Source organism: [Pseudopropionibacterium] massiliense, from assembly GCF_900607225.1.
GTDB lineage: Bacteria > Actinomycetota > Actinomycetes > Propionibacteriales > Propionibacteriaceae > Arachnia > Arachnia massiliensis.
The window spans coordinates 2,244,989-2,262,895 of the sequence record NZ_LR027842.1; the positions used below are offsets into that span (position 1 = coordinate 2,244,989).

Here is a 17,907-nt window from a genome sequence, read left to right on the forward strand (position 1 = left end):
CCCTCGGATTATTCAGTTGTGGTTCAGTTGTGAGGGAAGATTTCCGGTTCGCTGTTCAGACCGCGGCCGCGCGGCGGCGCCGGACGTTGTCCACGAACACCGCGATGAGCACGACGATGCCGGTGACGACGAGCTGCCATTCCTGGGCGACCCCCATCATCTGCATGCCCTTGCGGAGGGTTTCCATGATCAGGGCGCCCACGACCGTGCCGAGAATGTTGGCGCGGCCGCCGGCCAGGGACGTGCCGCCGATGACGACGGCCGCGATCACGTACAGCTCGAAACCGACGCCCTCGGAGGGCTGGACGAACCCGAAACGCGCCGAGTAGAGAATGGCGCCGAGCGCCACGAAGATGCCCGCGGCGACGTAGACCAGGGTTTTCCAGAGCCTGATGTTGACGCCGCTTAGGCGGGTGGCCTCCTCGTTGGATCCGATGGCCAGGGCGTAGCGACCCAGGAGGGTCTTGTTGAGCAGCACGCTGGCGATGACCGCGAGGATGATGAACAACGGGATGGCGTTGGCGACGCCGGGAATCATTTCACCGGCGGCGAGCCATTTGTAGTCGGGGTTCTTGATGGAGATCGTCGACTTGTTGGTCAGCACCAGCGCGAGCCCGCGGGCGGCCATCATCATGGCCAGGGTCGCGATGAACGGCGGCAGCCCCAGGAAGGAGATGTTCACGCCGTTGACGAGGCCGAGCAGTGCACCCACCAGGAGGATCAGCACGAGACCACCACCGAGTGGAAGGTTCATCCAGTCCCCCGAGAGGAAGATTCCCGCGAAGACCGCCACCAGCGTCATGCCGGTTCCCGAACTCAGGTCGATACCGGAGGTGGCGATGACGAAGGTGGCCCCCAGCGCCATCACCCCGATGTAGGCGGACTGCTGGATGATGTCCAGGGCCACCCCGAACTGGGCGAAGTTGGGTGCCGCGAAGCAGAAGAAGAGATAGATGATCGCGAGGGCCGCGAACACGAAGATCTGCTGCAGGGAAGATTTCGCGATCCGGAGGACCGGATTCGGCCCCGCCACCACCTCGGCGGTCCCGGTGTTGTTGCTCACGCTGCGTTTCCTTTCAGCTGCGCCTTGCCGACGGTGGCAAGTTCCATGATGTTCTCCTGGGTGGCCTCCTCGTTGTCGAGGAAACCGGTGATGTGGCCGTGCGCCATCACCGCGATCCGGTGGCTCATCCTCAGCACCTCGGGCAGTTCCGAGGAGATCATCAGGATGGCCTTGCCCTGGCCGCAGAGCTGTTCCAACAGCTCGTAGATCTCTTCCTTCGCGCCGACGTCGATGCCGCGGGTGGGTTCGTCGAAGATGAGGACGTCGCAGTTGCGGATCAGCCACTTGGCGATGACCACCTTCTGCTGGTTGCCACCCGACAGCTTGCCGAGCAGCTGGTTGACCGACGGGGTCTTGACCCGCAGCCTTCGGCTGTACTCCTCACCGACGGTGCGGATCCTGCCGTCGAGGATGAACCCCCCGATGTTGAAGTCCTTCATCGCCGCCATCACGGCGTTTTGTTTGATGTCCTGCTCCAGGAGCAGCCCGAACTGCTTGCGGTCCTCGGACAGGTAACCGATGCCGTTTCGCACGCCGTCCGCGGCGGTGTTGATCGTCACCTTCCTGCCGTGGATCCAGATCTCGCCCGCGGTGCGCGGATCGGCGCCGAAGACGCAGCGGGCCACCTCGGTGCGCCCGGCCCCCATGAGCCCGGCGAAACCGAGGATCTCACCCTTGCGGATCTCGAAGCTGATGTCGTGCAGCAGCTTCTTGGTTGCCAGCCCCTCCACCTTCAGCACCACATCCTCGGATGTCACCTCGGTGCGGGGCCGGGCGTCGGAGGAGACCTCGCGGCCGACCATCATGGAGATGATCTCGCGCATCTCGACATCCTTGGTGGTCACGGTGCCGATGTACTGGCCGTCGCGCAGCACCGAGACGCGGTCGGTGATCTCCTCGATCTCCGGCATCCGGTGGGAGATGTAGATCAGCCCGGTGGCAGGGGTGATGAAGTCGCGAATCATCCCGAACAGCGCCTCGGTCTCGCCGATGGTCAGGGCCGCCGTGGGTTCGTCCATCACGAGGATGCGGGAGTTGTAGGACAGCGCCCGCGCGATCTCGACCATCTGCTGGCGGGCCACGGAGAGGTCCCCGATCCGGGCGGCCGGGTCGAGGTTCATTCCGAGGCGCTCGAAGAGCTCGGCGGCCTCGCGATTCAGTTTGGCGTCGTTGATCCATCCCGCCCTGTGGCTTCCCTGGCGGCCGAGGTACAGGTTCTGCGCCACGGTCAGGTCGGGGACCATGTTCAGTTCCTGGTGGATGATGGACAGGCCCAGTTCCCGGGCATGGTTCACGCCGCCCACCACGACCGGGGTGCCCTCGAGCCAGATCTCACCCCCGGGGTCGGCGGTGTAGATGCCGGTGAGGATCTTCATCAACGTCGATTTTCCCGCGCCGTTCTCGCCGCACAGGCCGAGCACCTCTCCCGCCTCGAGATCGAGGTTGACGCTTTGCAGTGCCTTGACCCCGGGGAAGGTCTTGCTGATGTTCTTCAGCTCAAGCAGCTTCGTCACGTGCACTCCTTCGTGTCCTGATACGCCGGGATCCGCGCGAGTGTCCGTCCCGGCGGATGTTAACGCTAGCACCACATCCGCGGGATACGTCAAGTGCGTTACGAAACGGTTATCAGTTTTTCGCGAAACCCCTAGTCAAAGCAATATGGCAACGCTGCCAACCTGCCCTGTTCCGCCGGTCCCCTCCGTGATGGTCCTCTCCTGCTCCCCGCTGCGCCGCCGGGCATGAAAAACCGGGCGGCCGCCCCTGGGGGACGGCCACCCGGTCCGGTGTCGTTGTGGATCAGGCGTGGGTGCCGGCGGAACGCAGGTACTCGCAGGCCTCGACGACCCGCTTGGCCATGCCCGCCTCGGCGGCCTTGCCCCAAGCGCGCGGATCGTACTGCTTCTTGTTGCCGACCTCGCCGTCGACCTTCAGCACGCCGTCGTAGTTGCGGAACATGTGATCCGCGACGGGACGGGTGAAGGCGTACTGGGTGTCGGTGTCGATGTTCATCTTCACCACGCCGAAGTCCACGGCGTCCGAGATCTCCTGCGGGCTGGAACCGGATCCACCGTGGAAGACGAGGTCGAACGGGCGCTCCTTGCCGTGCTTGGCGCCGACGGCGTCCTGGATCTCCTTCAGCACCTCCGGGCGCAGCTTCACCGCTCCGGGCTTGTACACGCCGTGCACGTTGCCGAAGGTCAGCGCCGTCATGTAGCGGCCCTTCTCACCCAGGCCGAGCACCTCGACGGTGCGCAGGCCGTCGGCGACGGTGGTGTAGAGCTTCTCGTTGATCTCAGCGGAGACGCCGTCCTCCTCGCCGCCGACGACACCGACCTCGATCTCGAGGATGATGTTCGCCTTGGCGCAGCGGCTCAGCAACTCGTCGGCGATGGTCAGGTTCTCCTCCATCGGAACCGCGGAACCGTCCCACATGTGCGACTGGAACAGCGGGAGCTGGCCGTTCTTCACGCGCTCCTCGGAGATGGCGAGCAGCGGACGCACGAAGCTGTCCAGCTTGTCCTTGGGGCAGTGGTCGGTGTGGAGTGCGACGTTGATGGGGTAGTTCTTCGCGACCTCCTGGGCGAAAGCGGCGAAGGCGGACGCACCCGCGACCTTGTCCTTGATCGTGGGGCCGGAGAAGTACTCGGCGCCCCCCGTGGAGACCTGGATGATGCCGTCGGAACCGGCCTCGGTGAAGCCCTGCAGGGCGGCGTTCAGCGTCTGAGAGGAGCTGACGTTGATGGCCGGGTAGGCGAACCTGCCTTCCTTGGCCCGATCGATCATCTGGGCGTAGACCTCAGGAGTTGCAACTGGCATGATGCCTCTTTTCGTACTGAGACTAGGAACGAGCCCAGCCTATCGCGCGACGCCCCACCGGGGGAGCCCCGGGAAACCAACGCTCAGAGCATCCGGTCCATGTCCGAGGCGTCCACCCCGATCCTTCCCATGGACCTGGCCCGGACGGCCGAGTCGATGGCCCCCGGCATGGCGTCCAGGAAACTGATCGGGATGCTCGCCACCTCCCGGCCCGAGACCTCCAGTCGCAGCCGCGGCCCCGAGCCCCACGACCGGCCGGAGATCTTAAGGGCCGTGATCTCGGCCCAGCGGGCACGCACCTGCTCCGGATGGACGAACTCCACCCCGGTGCCGTCGATGTAGAGCGCCACCCCGCACCCCAGAACAGCCAAGTCCTTTTTCGCACGTTCGAGCAGGACCGTTGTGAAAACGATCCGGGCCAGCGTCGGCACCGCCCAGACCACTGCGATGGCCGGGAGGCTCCAGGATGGCAGGGCTCCCTGCACGGCCTGCCGGGTCTCCTCGGGCAGCAACTGAGGGCCCAGCCATACCAGCAGCAGGACCGCACCGAAGATCAGCGCGAAGATCACCTGCAGGCGAAGCGCGGAACGCTGCCTTGCGATGCGCGCGGCCGTGGGGGCCGGGGTCAGGGCAACCGCGAATCGTTCTGCTGGGGTCATGGCGTTCATGCTAGAGGTTCCGCGACCGGGTGTTGGAGGGCCCAGTGGTACATGGCAATCGCGGCCGCCGCACCCGCGTTCAGGGAACGGGTGGAACCGCGCTGGGTGATGGCGACGAGCCGGGAACAGCCCGCGACCATCCCGGGAGTCAGGCCAGAACTCTCCGAGCCGAAGATGAGGCAGACGTCGCGGGGCAGGACCATGGTCTCCAGCGGCACCGAGCCGGGCAGGTTGTCCACACCGACCGCATCGATTCCCTGCTCCGAGAGCCATTCGAACAGCGAGTCCTCGGTCCCGTGGTGGTGGACGTGGAGGTAGCGGTCGGTGACCATCGCGCCCCGCCGGTTCCAGCGTCGCCTCCCGACGATGTGGACCCCGCCGATGTTGAAGGCGTTCGCCGTGCGCACGATGGATCCGATGTTGAAGTCGTGTTCCCAGTTCTGGATGGCCACGTGCAACCCGGACCGGTTGAGATCGAGATCGGCGACGATCGCCTCGAGTTTCCAGTAGCGGTAGCGGTCGATGACGTTGCGCCGGTCCCCCTCGGCCAGCAGCTCCGGATCCAGCCGGTTGTCGGAGGGCCAGGGAAGCGGATGGGGCCCGACCCCGACGGTCGGGCCCCCGGGGTTGTCCGCGGCGGTTTTCAACGCCGCTTCAGGCGCCGGTCGACCCACACGATGCCGACCACGATCACGGCACCGATCAGGGCCAGGCCCAGCAGCACCGACCAGTGCGCGTCCGGAGCCAGCGGCGTGCCATCAGGGTGCCACGGCCACACCGCCCGGAGCGATCCGAGCAGCAAACCCGACATGACGGCCATCGTGGCGGTGTGCTTGTGCTCGAGCAACCAGTTGAGACCCTTCACGAAAAGACCCAGCCCCACGGCGGCGCCTGCCGCGAACAGACCGATATAACCGAGGTTCCGCGTCTCGACGGCAGCCATGGTCGGTACGTACAGGCCGAAGATCTTGAGCATGAAGGAGCCGGAGATACCGGGTAGCACCAAGGCGCAGATGGCAATGGCCGCGGAGCCGAAGATCATCCAGGCGGGTGGTTCCTCAATGGTGTTTCCGGCCCCCAGCCCGGTCAGGAGGAAAGCAGCGATCGCCGCCGCGAGGAACAACACAGCGATGGTTCCCTTCTGACCTCCCGTGCTCCTCTCCTCGGGTTTGATCTCCAGGACAGGAACGACGACGGAGGCCAGGACCATTCCGAAGAACAGCGCGTGGGCAAGCTGTGGGGTATCTCCCACGAACACCTTCATGACCCCTGCCATGGCCACCACCACGATGGCCATACCCAGCAGGGCGGGAATCACGATGCCCCAGCGGACCTTCCTGATCTCGGCGCCCGCTTCGGAGAACCTGCCGGTCACGACGCGTTTCACCGCGCTGACCACATGGCTCGCCGAGTTGATGAGGGGCTCGTAGATTCCCGAGATGAGGGCAATGGTGCCGCCCGACACACCGGGCACCAGCTCGGCGAGGCCGATCAGCATTCCCCTGACGAGGTTGGCAACAGCAGTTGTGGGGTTGAAGCGCCCAGTGGCGCGCCTCGGATTGTGCATCAGGCTCCTTCTCGCGACCGACCCGACGACAACGTTAGCGTCAGTTGCCATTCGGCGCGATCAGGCTCCTGCAGGAGGCAACGGGGGCTGGCCGAAATTGACCGTCGGAGCCTGACGCACCATCGGGTCGTTGACCTCGAAGTAGGTGGCGCGCTGGAACTTGCCCATTCCCGCGATGACGTTGGTCGGAACCGACTCGACACGGGTGTTGTAGTCACGCACGTTCGCGTTGTAGAAGCGACGGCTGGCGGCGATCCTGTCCTCGGTGTCGGCGAGTTCGCGTTGCAGCTCCAGGTAGTTGGTGTTCGACCTCAGGTTGGGGTAGGACTCGACGGAGACCATGAGGCCGCGGACCGCGTCGGTCAGGGCGGACTCGGCCGCGGCCCGCTGCTCGCTGGGGGCACCCTGCACCTGGGCCGCGAGAGTCATCGCGCTCTGGCGCAGGCTCGTGACCTTCTCCAGTACGCCGCTCTCGTGGGCGGCGTAGCCACGAACCGTCTCGACGAGGTTCGGGATGAGGTCGTAGCGGCGGTTCAGCTCCACGTCGATCTGCCGCCAGGACTCCTGGATGACGTTGCGGGCCCTCACCAGGCCGTTGTAGGCGGAAACCCCCCACAGTATCCCCAGAAGGACCAGGATCAACAGGATCCCGACGAAGCCCAACAGAATTGACATGAACTCAGCTCCTTAGAAGATTCGGCTCACAACAACGGTAGCGCCTCGAGAGGTCCCCGGGTCCGCGGATGCCATCGGGGGTGGCCGGTCAGAGGCCGAGCTCGTCCACTCCGATGGCGTAGCGGTATTCCAACCCCGCCTCGGCGACACGTTCCGCCGCACCGGTGGCGCGGTCCACGACCACGGCGACGGCCACCACCTCACCGCCCGCCTGCCGCACGGCATCCACCGCGGTCAGAGCCGACCCGCCCGTCGTCGACGTGTCCTCCACCACCAGTACCCGTCGTCCGGAAACGTCAGTGCCCTCGATGCGCCGTTGAAGTCCATGGGACTTTGCCTCCTTGCGCACCACGAAGGCGTCCAACCGGCCTCCGGCCGCTGCCCTGGCGTGCAGCATGGCGGTGGCAACCGGATCAGCCCCCAGGGTCAGCCCCCCGACGGCGTCGAAGACCAGGTCGGCCACCAGGTCGGACATGACCCGTCCCACGATCGGCGAGGCCACCCCGTCGAGGGTCACGCGACGCATGTCGACGTAGTGGTCGGCCTCCTTCCCGGATGCCAGGGTCACGCGGCCGCGCACGACGGCCAGTTCCTTGACGGCGCGGATCAGGTCTTCACGATCAGTCATCTCGGCTCCTGTGGTCTCACACCCTTCACGGGCGCTGCCCATTGTCCCATCACGAGAACCACAGCTTGCTGCCGGAGGGCGGTGGGGAGTCCTGCGTGTCCGCGTCGGTGAACGGCTCCGCACCCCCGACCCAACTCCTCAGTTCCCGTCCCTCGATCCAGCGGTACGGGCAGGGCTGCTTCGCGCTGTCACGGCGCAAACCGGTCACGTCCACCCGGGTCCCGGACGCGGCGAGCAGCAGGTTCCCGAACCTGCGCCCCTTCCAGACCGCGGGTTCGGTCCCGACCAGTAGGTGACGCCAGCGCTCCGCGAGCCCCGCGGCGAGTCGCCCGGTCCACCTGAAGGGTGCGGAATCGGTCACGTTGCAGATCACCATCCGCCGCCCCCTGCCCAGCCTCACCAGCTCGTCCAGGAACTCGGCGCTGACCAGCTCGCCCGGCACCCGGGCGCCCTCGAAGGCGTCGAGCACCACCAGGTCCGCGTACTCCGCGGGCATGACGGCCACTCCGGCACGGCCGTCGACATCACGCACCTTGATGCCGCTGCGTGGCGGCAGTGGCAGTTTCCTCCGGACCTCCTCGGTCAGCCCTGCGTCGGGCTCGCAGACGATCTGCGCCGTCCCCGGTCGTCGCCAGGCGATCCAGCGCGGGATGCTGAGTCCCGCTCCTCCGATGTGGATCACCCGGATCCGGTCGGCCTCATCGATGTCGGCCAGTCCGTGCTCGAAGAGCAACGAGACCTGCACGACGTACTCGAAGAGGAGAAGATCCGGCCGGGCCGGATCCACCCAGGACTGGGAGGCCTCCCCGAGCACGATGCGGAAAGCTCCCGGGTGTTGCGGGTCTGGCACCAGCGGCATGGCCCGATTATCCCAGGAAGCCCGGCCACATCGCCCGACGCTCAGGAGCGGACACAGGTCTGCACCGGTTCCGAGACCTGCCCCTTGGCGCGCCGCAGCACGATCTTCACGCAGGTCTGCTCCCCCTTCATCGGAAGGACGATGCTGGGCTCATCGACACTGTGGCGGGCCTCGGACTCGGGCGCTCCCACCACCTCCACCAGGTAGGAGTCGGCAGGCTGTGGGTCAGGATTGGTCCAGGTGAACCTGATCTCCTGACCGGTCACCTTCCCGGATGCGTCGACCACGGCCGGAACCGTCCTGGTCCCCCGCTCGTTGGTCCCCGTGGGTTCCTGGGCGCCGGGCCCGATCACGCCGTTGAACCACAGAACCCCGAGAGTCATCACGGTTGCGATCGTCACGATCCCCGTCAACAGCAGCGTGAGCTGCCTGCGCTTCCTCTTCTTCTTCCTACGTGCCTTCTCGGCCTCCTCCGTCCTGTCCACGTCCGGGCTCACCGGCTCGGGCACGGGAAGCCCCTCGACGTGCCGAAGCCCTGCCTGGGCGAAGCCGTGTCCACGCAGCAGCACACCGGGCCCCGGCGCTCCCGTCGACACCCCTGGTGGAGTCGGGTCGAAGGCGGGACTCATGGTGTCGTGGAAGGTGTAGCCACCCGTCAGCGACGACATCCCCATCGTGTAGCCCGCCGTCAACATCGACCCGGAGTCCCCCAACATCCAGCCGGAATCGATGCTTCCCGGTTCCCTGTGCTCGGTACCGTAGGCGGTGTGGTCCTCGGACTCGGTCAGAACGTCCACCGGTGTCACGGGCACCCCCATGGAGGCCTGAACGGCCTGGATCGCACGCGCGAACTCCAGCGCCGAGCTGTACCGCCGCGCCGGGTGCGCGGCCATCGCGGTTCCCAGCACCTGCTCCAACATCTCGGGCACATCGGGACGACCGGTTCGGGGAGCCACGAAGGAACGGGCCCTTTCACGAAGGGCGTGACGTTCGTTGTCGCCGCCCGGCACCGCGAGCGGGCTGCGCCCCACCAGCATCGCCCACGTGGTGGCGGCCAGCGAGAAGACATCGCTCCACGGCCCTGCCTCCAACGGCGAATCCGGATGCATCTCGGAGGGGGCCCACAGCGGACTCAGGGCATTCGCCGCCGCGGAGAAGTCGTGGGATGCGGAGATCCCGAAATCGGTCAGGGCCGGACGCTGGAAACCTGTGAAGAGGATGTTGGCGGGTTTGATGTCGCGATGGAGGATGTCCTGCCGGTGCACGGTCTCGACGGCTCCTGCGAGCTGCACCGTGTACTCCATGGCCAGGGTGGTGGCGAGAACCCGGTTCGCCACCCTGACCCCCAGGTGAGCCGTCGAGCATTCCTCCATCACGAGGAAGGGCCGACCGTCGGCCGACAGTCCGGAGCTGTGAATGGTGACGATGTTCGGGTGCCCCGACAACCGGGCCATCAGCACCGCCTCCGCGGCGAAGGCGTTGAACGTGGCCTCGTTCACGGTTTGGTGCAGCACCTTCACAGCCACTCCACGCCCCAGTGAATCGCGGTAGCGAAAGACGTCAGCGAAGCCACCGCCACCGAGCCACTCGATGAAGGTGAATCCCGGTATCTCGGGAGGAGTCGTTCGCTGTGCCATCAAGGAATCCGATCAAGATGTAGAAGCAGGTCGTGACCCATGTCGATCACGTCTCCAGGCAGCAGGGTAATGGGCCTTTGGGGCAAGCGCACGGGTGGTTTGGCCCTGCGTCGTACACAGGTACCGTTCCGGCTTGCCAGATCCAACGCCAGGACACGCCACCCGTCCAGCAGGATCGCCAGGTGACTACTGGAAACGTGCCGGTACTGCAGGGCGAGCAGTTTCGGGGGTTCCGGCAGGGTGAGCGCATCGGCTCTGGGATGTCGCCCTATGATCATCGACTCGAGCAGCGGGATCGGGTCGATGTGCGGCACCTTCAACCAACCGAGCTGAGGACGCTCGGTGTTGCGTGCTTCCCCCTGTACCGGTTGATCGCACACGAAACACCGGGACCTCTCCGGCGGGTTCGGGTGCCCAATCGTGCAGAATCGGGCGACCACCTCGGCGAGTTCGGGACGGCGAGGTCTGCTGACCTCCGAGATGTCGGAGAGTGTGTCCCCCATCAACAGCTCCTCATCGCTGGGGATCGCGGGACCGTGTCTGGGCGCCGGTGCGTCCTGCTCGTCCACCAGCTGATCCTCCACGGATGTGAACCCGCCCGGTTCATCGTCGGCGTCGGCCCGGTATCCCTTCGGTAGGTCTCCGAATCCCACTCCTTCGGCCTGTACGACACCCCCCACCAAGGGGCTCGACATCTCGGCGATCCGTCCCAGGTGCAACGCCGTCACATCGGAGACAACCCGCTCCGCCCAGGTCGCAACCCCCTCACCGCGGAGTGGTTCACTACCGGCGGGACTCACGACCTTCAGGGTCAGATCCCCCCGCACCGCCAGATGCCATCGCTCGCCATCGGAGATGGCGACGGCGAAGGGCGGCAACTTCAGGAGTCCCGCCCCCGTGCCCTCGGAAAGGGTCCTGACGAACATGCCGAGCTCTGACTTCTCCCGCAACCTGGAGAACAGCAGTTCCGCAACAGGCAGTCCCACGTCGGGTGAGAGCAGCGCGAATCCTTCCTGCCAGGCGACAGCGATCCACCGCCCCTCACTCCATCGCAGCACACCTTCGAACGCCATCAATTGCCCTCCGGATCAGGAATGGTGTCCTCGTGAATCCATGAGACTGTTTCCTCCTCCCCCTCGTCAAGCGACACGACGTCATCCAGTTCGTCAATCTCGGTAACCACCGTCTCGAGACAGTCCACCACGACCACCGACACGTTGTCCCGTCCGCCCTCGGCCAGGGCCTCCCCCACAAGACGCCGTACGGCCTCCTGCGGATCGCTCTCCTCACGCAGAACATCTTCCACACGTTCTCCCGTGACCTCGTCACTCAGGCCATCGGAGCACACCAGGATCCTGTCCCCGACGTGCGCGGGCGTCACCCACTGGTCAGCGACGGGGCGCTCGAGTCCGGCCCCGAAAGCCCGGGTCAGGCCGCCTCGAACACCCGGTCCCGCGAAGCGGGTCCTCACCGAATGGTCCACGCTGATCCGGCGCAGCTGTCCGGATCGCATGAGATATATGCGGGAGTCACCGATGTTGAACAGGAGCCAGCAGGGAACACCGGCCCGTTGTGTCGAAGCGGCCCCGGCCAAGGTTGATCCGGGGGCACGGTCCCCACATCCCAGGTACTCCACCCGGTCCGCGGCCCGTTGCACAGCCGCCGCGATCTCGTGTCCCGTGGCCCATGGCCTCCCCACGAGTTCCCGAAAAGCCGAAACCACTGCGCGGGAGGCGAACTCACCGCCCGCATGTCCTCCCATTCCGTCGGCGACCACGAAAACGGGATGTGCGGCCAGGACGGTGTCCTCGTTGGTGGGACGTGCCAGCCCCGGATGAGTCGCGGCGGCGAACCGCAGCGTCATCCGGGGCCCTGTCATGACACCAGCTTCAGCGTGCGTCCTCCGAAGTGCACCATGTCACCCGCCGAGAGAGGCCATGGCGCATGGGTGGGAATCCTGGTGCGTTCCCGGTCCGCCTCGATGTAGACGCCGTTGGTGGCCCCGACGTCGATCACCTGGACCTGCCCCCCAACGGGCCGCAGCACCATGTGGGTCTTGGAAAGTCTCATGGTTTCGTCGGTGACCCTCACCGACCGGGCATCCGGATAGGTGTCAGGAGCGAGCGGATTGCGTCCCAGCACCAGAGGACCGTCAACCTTGATCCGTAGACCATCATCCAGAACCACCTCGGGAATCGCCTCCGGTTCGTCGTCGGCGATCGTCTTGTCCTGCACCAGGGACGGCGTCCTCGCGGCACGGGCGGCCGGGACCGGTTCCACGGTCGGCGGCTCGACCGGGCTGGCCATGATGGCGCGGGCCGGTGAAACGGGGGGGAACACCGGGGAGGCCGAGGTCGCCGCCCAGGAGCCGGCCGGGGGCTGGAACACCGAAACCCGTGACGGGCTCATCGGCGAGGGGGGAGGGAACGGTGATGGCGACGGGAAGGGTGGCGGAGCGAACGGACTCGTAGGATGAACCGGCTCGGCAGCGCGCGTCGGAACGGGCTCGACACTCGGGTCCGATTGACCGGACGAGGCCTCTGCGGGCATCCCGTGCGCAGGGGCGGGCACCGGCCAACCGATGTCGCCTCGGGGAACCGGGGAGGGCGCCGAAACGACGGACGCCTGGTCCGGGGAGGATCCCTCGGGCTCGGAGGGAACCGGGTCTGCGGTTGGCGGGTACACGGGGACCCCGGTGGGCTGGATCCCAGCTCCGGGCGCCTCCGGGGCGGAATACCCCGAGAGCCGCTGAACCGCAGGTCCGGAGGCCCGCTCGTCCCCGGCGCCCACCGCACCGGCCACGACGGGTTGTGGCATTTTCATCGGCTGTCTGGGAGTTGTCGAGCGAGAAGCGGAACCACCGTAAGCGGGAGGTGCGAAAGCAGATTCAGGCGTCATTTTCTGGGGCGGCGCGCCGAACTGGGACATCGCGTACGCGTCCGCGGGCTGCTGGGTCACGGGCGCGCCCGGCGTGGTGGCCTCCCCGGTATCCGGTTCGGCCGCCTTCCGCTCGACCGCAACCAGTTTGAAAGCTCGATCCAGCCAGTGCTGACCGTCCCTGTAGGTGACGAAGTAGGAGATCGTTCCCAACAGCAGGGTGACGCACTCGAAAACCACCTGGGTCAGGACCTTCGCCAACGTCACCGCCCCCATCGGTTGGTTGGTGTGGCTGTTGACGAAGCGGTATCCGAGAAACACACCTCCGAGGGTTGTGGACCCCAGGAGCGCAGCCAGGATACCGCAGAGAAGAACAACCCCTCCCAGGATCATCCCGATCAGGCTCAGGATCGGCGCCATCCCCTCGGAGCCGAGGAAAGCCCCACTCGCCGTGAGCAGGGACGGGACCAGCAGCCCCACCATCCACAGCAAGTGCCCGGTCACCCTGCGGCCGACGCCGACAGGCGTGGCCTTCTCGCCGCCGAACTGTCCAGGCATCATTCACTCCTCATGTCGTCGGCTCCCGGCTGGAACCCTCGTTCCTCCCACCGCCGTCATGGGGCTGCGGCTTCCGGGAACGCTGCTCTGTTTCCACCTTCACCCGCCGAAGCGACCTGAGGGAGAAAAAAGCGGCGGGCCGAGCGTACCAAGGCTTCGTGGCCAGAAGTGAACTCTTGAGCTCTCCGCTTCGCTCCCAGACCGATTCGCGCACATCCGCTCCCGGCTCCTCCGGCCCGAAGACGGATGCGTCCACCTGATCCGCCATGGATCTGATCGACAGGCTCGGGTAGTTCTCCTGAAGACTGTCGGCGGATTCCCTGCGTGTGTGGTTCGTGGCCACGGCGAAACCCAGGTCCCTGGCACGGTCCACCACCTCGTCCCAAGCACCGGCCACCTGGTCGGCGATCTCCCCCCTTCTGCGCCGCGTGAAGGCCCGCCGTCCCTTGATGAGAGCGATGACGATCAGTGGGGACAGCACGAGCAGGATCCCTCCAGCACCGATGGCGATCATGATGACGACCTGCACCCAGTCCGGGGCCTGTTCCCTGGGGTCGTCGAACTCCACCTCCTGCTGATCGACGACGACGGTCTCGTCCTCGGCACGTTCAGGGGGAGTCGGTGGTGGATCAACGCGGGGCTTCGGTTTGGGCTTGGGTTGGGGATTCTCGGAACTCGGCAACCGGTTCCGGTCCGGGGTGGGATCGAAATTGACCCAGCCGGCCCCTTCCAGAAAAGCCTCGACCCACACATGGGCCTCGGTTCCGCGCACCTGCCAGCCATGTCCAACCTCGGCGTCGCCGGCAGGGTAGAACCCCATCACCACCCGGACCGGGATGCCGAGTTGCGTCGCCATCAGGGCCATGGCCGCGGCGTACTGCTCATCATCACCAACCCACTGCTCCTGGTTGAACATGTATGCCAACCGTTCCGCGGTGTGCCCGGCCCTGGAGCGGTTGTCGGAACCGTCCGAGTAGAAACCCTCCGTCCGAAGCTTCTGCTCGATCATCGACAGTTCTTCGTAGTGGCTGGCGGCCCCCTGGGTCCATTCCGTGGCGTTCTTGACGAGCACCTCTGGCACCCTGTCCACCCGCGCCAGGGGTGCCGCACCGCCGCGGGCTCCCCTGAGCCCCTCCCGCTGGGAGTCGCTGAGCGGGAGGAGCACCACGTCCGTGACCCGTAGCATGCTGCCGTCACCGATCCGGGCCGTGGTGAGCGCCTGTTTGGTGTTGCGGTTGAAATGCAGTCCACGTGCCTGCCTACCGGATTGTTCCCCCTCGAACTCGATGCGCGCCGGTTCCCCGAAACTCGGCACCCAGACGTCGTCATAGACCTGTGCGGTGATCTCCGAGGCCTGGGTGGCGACCTCCGGCTGCCAGGGCAGCTCCCTCCCCACCCGGAGGTATTCCCCGGCGTTCTGGGAGACGTTGAAAACCACACCGTTCCATTCATCCATCACGGCGAGCCGGAGCCTCCCCCCCGCGGGCATCCCGGAAACCTGGAACAACACATCGTCCTTCTGGTTGAGTTCATACAACCGGTACCTGGTGAGCGGGCTCGGATATTCCTGAAGATTCAGGGGCGGGACGACGTGGTCGCGCAGCACCTGGCGGTGGGCACCGGTGGAGGTGAGTGCATTCACCCCGAGTGCCGCCCCGGCCGCGAGCGTGATCACCATCATCGCCGAGAGCCCCTGCCACGTGCGTCGGGACAGTCCACGGGGCTGACGCACGAGAAACTCCGCGTTCGCCGCACCCGTCCGGCTGATCCGGTGGGCCGTGGCCCAGACGAGCAGTCCGGCGCCCAGCGCCGCCCCCAGCCACAGAACCGTCGGTGTCTGCCGGATGCCGAAAGCGATCCCCAGCGCCAGCCATGCCGTGGTCAACGGCATCGGCCACACCACGGTTCGCGTGAACCTGACGATTCCGACCAGCGCGGCCGAGAACAGGATCCCACCCAGCAGAGGGGCTGCTTGCGGACCGGACAGGTCACCCGCGGGTGTGGCCACCGTCAGGATGTCGTACCACCCCTGGTAGGTGAGCTGCATCAACCGGGCGATGGTGGTGAGGCTGGGAACGAAACCGTTGATCATCGTTTCCGGGAGCGCAAATGGTCCCCCCAGCAGCAGGTAGGCCGCGAGGATCGCAGCGAGCCACAACGCTGCGCTCCAGCGAAACCGGGCAGCCAGCAAGGGGATGAGGGCGCCAGCCGTGATCCCGACCAATGCAGGCAGATAGCCGGATATCCCCCCGAAGACCGGTTGGAAGGCCACGACCCCCGGAAGCAGCAGCAGCCATGCCCCCACGACCCGGGGCAGCGAAAAGACATTCTCGCTTCTCATGCCAGGCCCCCGACCGCCGGACGCAACTCGTCCAGCTCCGCGATGTCCATGACCACCAGGTCCCCGACCCTGCGCCTGGCCAGGCCCTCGCCGTCCAAACATCTGATGGCGAACGGGAACACTCCCGGCGGCAGAGCGAGCTGCGCCGAGCGCAGCGCCGCCGGACTGGGATTTCCCGTGACGAACGCGGTCACTGATACTCCCGGCATGGAACCGTGCTTGACCACCAGCTCACGAAGTTCGTGGCCTCTGTCCCCCAGCTCCACCCCGGAGAGCCGATCCAACAGACCCATCGCGTTCGGGAAAGGGAGCTCCCCCGTCGATGTGCAGACGGTGACCTGTCTCTCCTCCCGCAGTGCGGAGACCCCCAGGGAACCTGCGACGGAAACGGCCAGCTCGAAATCTTCCGAGGACGCGTAGTCGCCGGCGAGGGTGGACAGCAGGATGAGCAGGTGGGCCCGCATGGTCTCCTCGAACTGCCGAACCATCAGTTTCCCGGTCCGGGCCGTCGTACGCCAGTGAACGGAGCGCCGGTCATCGCCCGGAACGTATTCCCGCAGGGCGTGGAAGGAGACGTCCGAGGAGGAGAGGTTCTGAGTCGCAACCCCCTCGATGTCCCGCAGGAAACCGATTGCCCCGGCCTCCAACGACAGCACACGCGGATGAACGAACAACTCGCTCACGTCCGACAGGGTTTTCTTGCGGCTCACCACCGCAAGCGGATCCGTCATGGCGGATCGCACCGGCCCCAACGAGATCACCCCACGACGTCGCGCTGGAATCGAAAAGGGTTCCTCGTGCACCTGCCCGGGACCGAGCGGCGGCACCCGGAAGGACGCGACCTCCCCGTTCACCGGAAACTCGAGAGTTGCAGAACCGGACGACCTGCCCGGAGCCGAACGGACCTGCACATTCCCCCTGGCCTCGTCACCCACCTGGACCCTTGGGCGCTGGAGCTCGAACAGCACCTCGTGTTCCTGTTTTCCCAGCACGGACAGGACCGCGACGAACATCACCACGACACACATCACGCACAGGGCCCTGAACTCCAACCACCCGAGCCACCACCCCGGGATCCCCGTCACCACGATCCCGATGAGCAGGGACCAGCCGAGCGCGGTGACGGACGCGACAGGACGGGAACGAGAGATGCGCCGCAGAACCCGGATCGGGCCGGGCTTCTTCGACACGGCTGCTGCAACGGCGGGCGCTGGCACGGCGTTCAGGCGTTCATCCGGTTCGTGGGGGCTTCCACGGAGGCGAGCACCCGGGCGATCACGTCGGTCGGCCTCACGCCGGCGAACTCCGCTTCGGGCGACATGATCAGCCGATGTGTCCACACCGGTGCCGCCAGTTCCTTGACGTCATCGGGCAGGACGTAGTTGCGCCCGTGGGCGGCCGCCCACACCCGGGCCGCCCGGACCATGGCGATAGCACCACGGGTGGAGACGCCCATCGATGTGTCCTCGTCGTCCCGCGTGGCCTCCACCAGTCGCTGGGCGTAGTGCAACACCGAGTTGTCCACGTAGTTGTCCTTGACGGACTCGATCATCTCGGCCACGGCCTGTTGGGCGAGCACGGGGTTGAGCCGCTTGGAGCGGTCCGGCTGGGAGGAGCCCGCGAGCACGTGAATCGCCGCCTCCGTGTCGGGATATCCCACCGACGTCTTCATGAGGAAGCGGTCAAGCTGAGCCTCGGGCAGCCGGTAGGTGCCGGCCTGTTCGACGGGGTTCTGGGTTGCGATGACCATGAACGGCCGCTCCGTGGGATAGCGCTGACCGTCCACAGTGACCTGCGCCTCCTCCATCACCTCGAGCAACGCCGACTGGGTTTTCGGCGATGCACGGTTGATCTCGTCGGCCAGCACGATCGAGCTGAAGACGGGGCCGTGATGGAAGGTCCATCGTGAGGTCGCCTGGTCGTACATGGTGATGCCCGTGATGTCGGAGGGCAGCAGGTCCGGGGTGAACTGGATCCGGTTGTGGCTGCCATGGACAGAAGCTGCAATTGCCCTTGCGAGAGCGGTTTTTCCGGTCCCCGGCGCATCCTCGAGAAGCAGATGTCCCTCTGCAAGCATGCATGTCAGTGCAAGGCGAATCACCGGGGCCTTGCCGAGCAGCGCATGCCCGACGTTGTCGGTCAGCCGCGCGAAGGTGTCCGCGAAGAATGCGGCCTGTTCCGGATTCATGGTCATCTTGGGTCAATCACCTTTGTTTTCGGTCGGGA

16 protein-coding genes are annotated in these 17,907 nt (G+C 66.1%); all 16 read right to left on the reverse strand.

Features of this window, described 5'->3' with window-relative positions; all coding sequences use genetic code 11:
• Window positions 1–55 precede the first annotated feature (55 nt).
• The 16 genes from E0E39_RS10090 to E0E39_RS10165 all read right to left on the reverse strand — a co-directional run bounded on the left by E0E39_RS10090 (window position 56) and on the right by E0E39_RS10165 (window position 17,875).
• Window positions 56–1,063, reverse strand: coding sequence for an ABC transporter permease (locus E0E39_RS10090; protein ID WP_207302471.1), 1,008 nt, complete (start codon window positions 1,061–1,063; stop codon window positions 56–58).
• Window positions 1,060–2,577 (reverse strand): sugar ABC transporter ATP-binding protein, encoded by a 1,518-nt coding sequence (locus E0E39_RS10095; protein WP_130874622.1) that lies wholly within the window; start codon window positions 2,575–2,577, stop codon window positions 1,060–1,062. The genes E0E39_RS10090 and E0E39_RS10095 overlap by 4 nt, the downstream gene beginning before the upstream one ends.
• Window positions 2,578–2,860: 283 nt before the next feature.
• Window positions 2,861–3,880, reverse strand: a complete 1,020-nt coding sequence (gene fbaA / locus E0E39_RS10100; protein WP_130874623.1) for a class II fructose-bisphosphate aldolase — start codon at window positions 3,878–3,880, stop codon at window positions 2,861–2,863.
• Between the two features lie 83 nt (window positions 3,881–3,963).
• Window positions 3,964–4,539, reverse strand: coding sequence for a hypothetical protein (locus E0E39_RS10105; RefSeq protein ID WP_130874624.1), 576 nt, complete (start codon window positions 4,537–4,539; stop codon window positions 3,964–3,966).
• Window positions 4,540–4,544: 5 nt separating this feature from the next.
• Window positions 4,545–5,186: a TrmH family RNA methyltransferase gene (locus E0E39_RS10110; protein WP_130874625.1), complete on the reverse strand. Its 642-nt coding sequence runs from the start codon at window positions 5,184–5,186 to the stop codon at window positions 4,545–4,547.
• Window positions 5,183–6,106 carry a DUF368 domain-containing protein gene (locus E0E39_RS10115; RefSeq protein WP_130874626.1) on the reverse strand — a complete coding sequence of 308 codons (924 nt, stop codon included), beginning with the start codon at window positions 6,104–6,106 and terminating at the stop codon, window positions 5,183–5,185. The genes E0E39_RS10110 and E0E39_RS10115 overlap by 4 nt, the downstream gene beginning before the upstream one ends.
• A 60-nt stretch (window positions 6,107–6,166) precedes the next feature.
• The gene (locus tag E0E39_RS10120) at window positions 6,167–6,781 is read right to left on the reverse strand and encodes a LemA family protein (protein WP_130874627.1); all 615 of its coding nucleotides are present in this window, start codon (window positions 6,779–6,781) and stop codon (window positions 6,167–6,169) included.
• 88 nt (window positions 6,782–6,869) lie between these two features.
• On the reverse strand, window positions 6,870–7,409 hold the full coding sequence (pyrE, locus tag E0E39_RS10125) for an orotate phosphoribosyltransferase (RefSeq protein WP_130874628.1): 540 nt from the start codon (window positions 7,407–7,409) through the stop codon (window positions 6,870–6,872).
• 49 nt (window positions 7,410–7,458) lie between these two features.
• Window positions 7,459–8,268 carry a spermidine synthase gene (locus E0E39_RS10130; RefSeq protein ID WP_130874629.1) on the reverse strand — a complete coding sequence of 270 codons (810 nt, stop codon included), beginning with the start codon at window positions 8,266–8,268 and terminating at the stop codon, window positions 7,459–7,461.
• Between the two features lie 41 nt (window positions 8,269–8,309).
• Window positions 8,310–9,905 carry a serine/threonine protein kinase gene (locus E0E39_RS10135; protein ID WP_130874630.1) on the reverse strand — a complete coding sequence of 532 codons (1,596 nt, stop codon included), beginning with the start codon at window positions 9,903–9,905 and terminating at the stop codon, window positions 8,310–8,312.
• Complete coding sequence (locus tag E0E39_RS10140; RefSeq protein ID WP_130874631.1) at window positions 9,905–10,978, reverse strand: FHA domain-containing protein; 1,074 nt, start codon at window positions 10,976–10,978, stop codon at window positions 9,905–9,907. The genes E0E39_RS10135 and E0E39_RS10140 overlap by 1 nt, the downstream gene beginning before the upstream one ends.
• Complete coding sequence (locus tag E0E39_RS10145; RefSeq protein WP_130874632.1) at window positions 10,978–11,784, reverse strand: PP2C family protein-serine/threonine phosphatase; 807 nt, start codon at window positions 11,782–11,784, stop codon at window positions 10,978–10,980. The genes E0E39_RS10140 and E0E39_RS10145 overlap by 1 nt, the downstream gene beginning before the upstream one ends.
• The gene (locus E0E39_RS10150; RefSeq protein WP_165444731.1) at window positions 11,781–13,340 is read right to left on the reverse strand and encodes an FHA domain-containing protein; all 1,560 of its coding nucleotides are present in this window, start codon (window positions 13,338–13,340) and stop codon (window positions 11,781–11,783) included. Before E0E39_RS10150 ends, E0E39_RS10145 begins: the two co-directional genes overlap by 4 nt.
• A gap of 10 nt (window positions 13,341–13,350) precedes the next feature.
• Entirely contained in the window at window positions 13,351–15,681 is a 2,331-nt protein-coding gene (locus E0E39_RS10155) for a transglutaminase-like domain-containing protein (RefSeq protein WP_165444732.1), read from the reverse strand.
• On the reverse strand, window positions 15,678–16,871 hold the full coding sequence (locus tag E0E39_RS10160) for a DUF58 domain-containing protein (RefSeq protein ID WP_130874635.1): 1,194 nt from the start codon (window positions 16,869–16,871) through the stop codon (window positions 15,678–15,680). The genes E0E39_RS10155 and E0E39_RS10160 overlap by 4 nt, the downstream gene beginning before the upstream one ends.
• Window positions 16,872–16,903: 32 nt before the next feature.
• The gene (locus E0E39_RS10165; protein WP_130874636.1) at window positions 16,904–17,875 is read right to left on the reverse strand and encodes an AAA family ATPase; all 972 of its coding nucleotides are present in this window, start codon (window positions 17,873–17,875) and stop codon (window positions 16,904–16,906) included.
• Window positions 17,876–17,907 lie beyond the last annotated feature (32 nt).

Excerpts from the sequence above, each read along its gene's own strand:
- fbaA (WP_130874623.1), bottom strand. The coding sequence starts at position 3,880 with ATGCCAGTTGCAACTCCTGAGGTCTACGCCCAGATGATCGATCGGGCC.
- E0E39_RS10105 (WP_130874624.1), bottom strand. The coding sequence starts at position 4,539 with ATGACCCCAGCAGAACGATTCGCGGTTGCCCTGACCCCGGCCCCCACG.
- E0E39_RS10115 (WP_130874626.1), bottom strand. The coding sequence starts at position 6,106 with ATGCACAATCCGAGGCGCGCCACTGGGCGCTTCAACCCCACAACTGCT.
- E0E39_RS10120 (WP_130874627.1), bottom strand. The coding sequence starts at position 6,781 with ATGTCAATTCTGTTGGGCTTCGTCGGGATCCTGTTGATCCTGGTCCTT.
- pyrE (WP_130874628.1), bottom strand. The coding sequence starts at position 7,409 with ATGACTGATCGTGAAGACCTGATCCGCGCCGTCAAGGAACTGGCCGTC.
- E0E39_RS10130 (WP_130874629.1), bottom strand. The coding sequence starts at position 8,268 with ATGCCGCTGGTGCCAGACCCGCAACACCCGGGAGCTTTCCGCATCGTG.
- E0E39_RS10135 (WP_130874630.1), bottom strand. The coding sequence starts at position 9,905 with ATGGCACAGCGAACGACTCCTCCCGAGATACCGGGATTCACCTTCATC.
- E0E39_RS10140 (WP_130874631.1), bottom strand. The coding sequence starts at position 10,978 with ATGGCGTTCGAAGGTGTGCTGCGATGGAGTGAGGGGCGGTGGATCGCT.
- E0E39_RS10145 (WP_130874632.1), bottom strand. The coding sequence starts at position 11,784 with ATGACAGGGCCCCGGATGACGCTGCGGTTCGCCGCCGCGACTCATCCG.
- E0E39_RS10150 (WP_165444731.1), bottom strand. The coding sequence starts at position 13,340 with ATGCCTGGACAGTTCGGCGGCGAGAAGGCCACGCCTGTCGGCGTCGGC.
- E0E39_RS10155 (WP_165444732.1), bottom strand. The coding sequence starts at position 15,681 with ATGAGAAGCGAGAATGTCTTTTCGCTGCCCCGGGTCGTGGGGGCATGG.
- E0E39_RS10165 (WP_130874636.1), bottom strand. The coding sequence starts at position 17,875 with ATGACCATGAATCCGGAACAGGCCGCATTCTTCGCGGACACCTTCGCG.